Consider the following 3,889-nt stretch of genomic DNA (forward strand, 5'->3'; position numbering starts at 1 on the left):
TTAAATCAACTGCTTTTATTTTCAGGCTGCAAAGGCGAGCCCCTTTCGCCCTTTAAACAGCTAAGATTATTTGATTAATGTTCCGGACACTAGTGTTCGCGGGTGATGATAAGGTGTATAAATGCGGCAGTATGCTCGAAGTGTTTGTGGACGCATACAAACAGCAAATAGAAAGAATGGATGTCCGCTATGTCAAACAGGAGGACGCCATCTAACTACCCTGCCGGAACCGGACCACCACCAAAGGCCGTCTGTCCCTCGGGATGGACGGCCTTTTTCATTTCGGCCACCTGGGGACAATCAGGATGCGCACATTCGCCGTTTAACGCATTTACAGGCCGGTTGGCTTGGTTGGGTATCCCAGGAAAACAACGATTGATGGAACAGGGTTCAGGAAATCAGATCTGGAGCGACCAGACCGGACTAGACAGGGCTTGCCGTCCATTTGGCCCTGGTGGATAAGGGAACCTGCCCTTTAACCCAGGAGGACAAGATGCAACTGACACCGGAAGAACAGACCAGACTGGACGAGCTGAGCGAGAAGAAGGGCGGGGAGGGGTCACCAGACCTGAAGTCCAACGAGTGGGCGCAGATGGTTTATCTTCTGAGCAAGCAGGGCTACGAGGAAGAGGACAAAGACCAGCCGGGCTTGGTCTTCAATGCCAAGGCGCAGCAAACCCTGTTCACGAACAGCGAGATGGACCGATACCGAAGACCAGGGACGGTTCAGCGTCGGCTCTTCGACGGGCCTTGACGATCAAAGACAGGATTACAACCATGAGCGAAGACCCAACGCCCAACAACCGTCAGCTTCCAGGACAGATTGCTGACGAGCAAACTTCACCGAGAAGCAAGGCCGATTCATCCTCGGGCAACGCTCGCTTGACGCCCTCAGAAATAGAATCGCTGAGACAGGACAGCGAAGCGACATTTCAATCCCTGAAGGGGAAGTTCACCCATCTCTTCAAGAATCTGAAATAGATTCTTCCTCGGTACGATGGAGCTTGCGCTGACCCGCCAAGGAAGCCCTTTCGGATTACCGGGAGGGCTTTGTCATTCTGGCCGTCCTGCGTGGCTTCGCGGTGGGCCTGGGGCAATGGTCACTGGAGATTGGTGACAATCACGGAAAGAGGTCTGCTGCGCTTCGCCGATCAGGAGCAAGGGCGTCCATACTGTGGATACCCTTCCAGGCGGATGCGTTACCCGTCATCCCTGCCCCGTAAAATATACGGATCAGGTCTGCAATTCCGTTTCGGCCTGGGGGGAGATTGTGTCTATACCCTTCGCCGCTGCTCACTGAACCCCGTCATCCCTGCCAGGACGTGGCAATGATAGGGCAGGAAGAGACCAGGAAGACGAGGGCGGTTTTCAGGCGGTTTGTTGGCTTTTTTGTTGGCTTTTTATTTTCGGCATAAAAAAGGGCTTACGTTTTGACCGTAAACCCTTGATTTTATTGGTGGGCAATGCAGGATTCGAACCTGCGGCCTTTGGCTCCGGAGGCCAACGCTCTATCCAACTGAGCTAATTGCCCGAAAGAGGGTACATTTACATCTACGGCTGAACGATTGTCAAGGAATTCGATTTTGGCCGTGATTGGTTTTTTTCCGGGGATCGCCTACACTCCGTCCCATGGACCTACCGCGTTTTCTGGAGGAACTTGCCCGACGCGATGCCCTGATGGTCGTCGACGCGCCGGTGGCCCCCCACTTGGAAATAGCCGCCCTGAGCGCCATGGCCGTACGCGAGCAAGGACCGGCTCTGCTTTTCAGGAACGTCCGCGACTCGAAGCATCCCATCCTGACCAACGCCTTGGCCTCGGAAGAACGCATCGCCCTGGCCCTGAACCATGCCTCGCTCCGAGACTTCGGGAACGAGGCTGACCGTCTTCTGCTGGGCAAATCCAGTCTTGCCCTGGAAACACCCGGCGATGCGGATCACGACGATATTTTGGACATCGTGGATGAACCGCCCTGCCAGGAACATTCCCTTGCCGGACCTGAGGCCACCTTTCAGCACCTGCCGCGCATGACGCTCTGGCCGGGCGACGTCGGGCCCTGTCTGACCGCCGGGGTGGTCGTGACCAGGCATCCCCGGACCGGACGGCGCAACGCGGGAATCTATCGAATCCAAATCCTGGACAATACCAGGGCGACCCTGGGCTGGCATCCGGGCAGCGACGCGGCGGAACATTTTCAAGCGGCCAAAGCGATGAACCGACCACTGGAAGTCGCCGTGGCCCTGGGCGTGCCTCCGTCCGTGCTCCTGGCCAGCGGGCTGTCCTTGCCGCGGGAGGTGGACGAGTTGGAGTTCGCGGCCCGCGTGACGAACACCCGGCTGTCGTTGGCCCGTTGCCGCACAGTAGACCTGCTGGTCCCGGCCACAAGCCAATTTGTCCTGGAGGGGTACGCGCTACCTGAAGAACGGGCTTTGGAAGGCCCTTTCGGAAACCACACCGGACTGCTGAGCACTCCCCGCCCCTGCCCGGTCCTCCGGTTACGTGCCATCTCCCAGGCAGCGGCCCCGATCCTGCCGTGCATCGTCGCCGGCCCACCACCTTCGGAAAGCACCTGGATGGCCAAGGCCCAGGAAGCGATGCTCCGAGCCCGACTGTGCTCCGCATATCTCGAAATCCGGGACATCGCCCTGCCCATGGAGGGCATCTACCAGAATTTTCTGTTCGTCGTCCTGGACTCGGACCAGCATGATGCACCAAATGCGTTGGAGTTGCTGCGTTGCTTGAGCGAGGAACGCGAGCTGCGCCGGTTTCGCTTTCTGGTGGCCGTGGATGAATTCGTGGACTGCGCGGACGTTTCTCAGGTTCTCTGGCGCCTGGGCAACTGCTTGGACCCGGATCGGGACATGGTCCGCATCCAGGGTCCGCTGGCCCCATGGCATCCATCGACAACGCCGGGACAAGGCGGAAAACTGCTCCTGGACGCCCGGGCCAAGCCTCCGGCCCGGCGCATGCCGACCCATTCCGATCCGCGCTTCTCCGAGACCATCCAACGACTCTGGCAAACCCTCCAACAAAGGTAGCCTCCAATATGCCCCAATCCGCGCGAAACCGCATCGTCCTGGCCGTCACCGGAGCCAGCGGCATGGCCTATGCCGAAACCCTGGCCGGGAATCTGCAAAATTTCTGCGAACTGCACCTGATTGTATCCCAGGCCGGATGGCTGGTCTGGAACCAGGAACTGGGCCTGCCCCAGGAGAATCTGCTGAACAAGGCCCATTGCAGCTATTCACAAGACGACATTGCCGCGCCTCCGGCCAGTGGCTCCTGGCAGCACCAGGGCATGGTGGTTTGTCCTTGTTCCATGGCCAGCCTGGCCGCCATAGCGCACGGATTGGGCAACAACCTGATCCACAGGGCCGCGGACGTCACCTTGAAAGAATGCCGCCCCCTGGTTCTCGTCGCCAGGGAAACCCCTTTAAATGCCATACACCTGGAAAACATGCTCGCCGCAACCCGCGCCGGAGCCGTGATCATGCCGGCCAGTCCCGGCTTTTACCACCGCCCCCGCACCTTGCAGGAGCTTGTAGACCAACTGGCCGGCCGAATCCTGGACGCCCTGCGGATCGATCACAGCCTGACTCCCAGATGGGGTGAACAGGAATAGAATATTGAGTCTGTCCCTTCCTGCGCGTCAAGCGTTTTGTAAACATTTCCAAGGTGGCGCGACGCAAACTGAGACAACTGGAAATTGCTGCACGACTTGATGTCCCTGCAAAAAGTCAGCGGCAATTATGCGGCCAGCCCCCAGCGATGCCCCTGGTAGGTGTGCTGAAGGGGGCGAACCGGAGCAGTTGAGCTGAAAAGGCGATAAAAAGGTGTCCTGAGAAAGTAATTTGACAGTAATTTGCTCTTTGACATGGCTTCCCGCGTCTT

The 3,889-nt window shown here is 58.3% G+C and carries 5 protein-coding genes and 1 tRNA gene; 4 read left to right on the top strand and 2 right to left on the bottom strand.

The features are described from left to right. Positions 1-493 precede the first annotated feature (493 nt). The gene (locus AC559A_RS18800) at positions 494-754 is read left to right on the top strand and encodes a hypothetical protein (protein ID WP_498819227.1); all 261 of its coding nucleotides are present in this window, start codon (positions 494-496) and stop codon (positions 752-754) included. A gap of 23 nt (positions 755-777) precedes the next feature. Next, on the top strand, positions 778-981 hold the full coding sequence (locus AC559A_RS18805; protein WP_498819228.1) for a hypothetical protein: 204 nt from the start codon (positions 778-780) through the stop codon (positions 979-981). A 473-nt stretch (positions 982-1,454) separates the two neighbouring features. Here AC559A_RS18805 and AC559A_RS18810 read toward each other — a convergent pair. Beyond that, positions 1,455-1,531 (bottom strand) — tRNA-Arg (locus AC559A_RS18810). A 98-nt stretch (positions 1,532-1,629) separates the two neighbouring features. On the opposite strand from AC559A_RS18810, the gene AC559A_RS18815 reads away from it, so the two are divergent. Together AC559A_RS18815 and AC559A_RS18820 are read left to right on the top strand one after the other, a co-directional pair. Beyond that, positions 1,630-3,036, top strand: coding sequence for a UbiD family decarboxylase (locus tag AC559A_RS18815; RefSeq protein ID WP_498819229.1), 1,407 nt, complete (start codon positions 1,630-1,632; stop codon positions 3,034-3,036). Between the two features lie 8 nt (positions 3,037-3,044). Next, entirely contained in the window at positions 3,045-3,620 is a 576-nt protein-coding gene (locus tag AC559A_RS18820; RefSeq protein WP_498819230.1) for a UbiX family flavin prenyltransferase, read from the top strand. 27 nt (positions 3,621-3,647) lie between these two features. Here the strand turns inward: AC559A_RS18820 and AC559A_RS18825 are convergent. After that, positions 3,648-3,889: hypothetical protein (locus AC559A_RS18825; RefSeq protein WP_498819231.1), on the bottom strand; the 242-nt coding region annotated here is incomplete at its 5' end.

Source organism: Desulfonatronum zhilinae (genome assembly GCF_900182865.1).
Lineage (GTDB): Bacteria > Desulfobacterota > Desulfovibrionia > Desulfovibrionales > Desulfonatronaceae > Desulfonatronum > Desulfonatronum lacustre.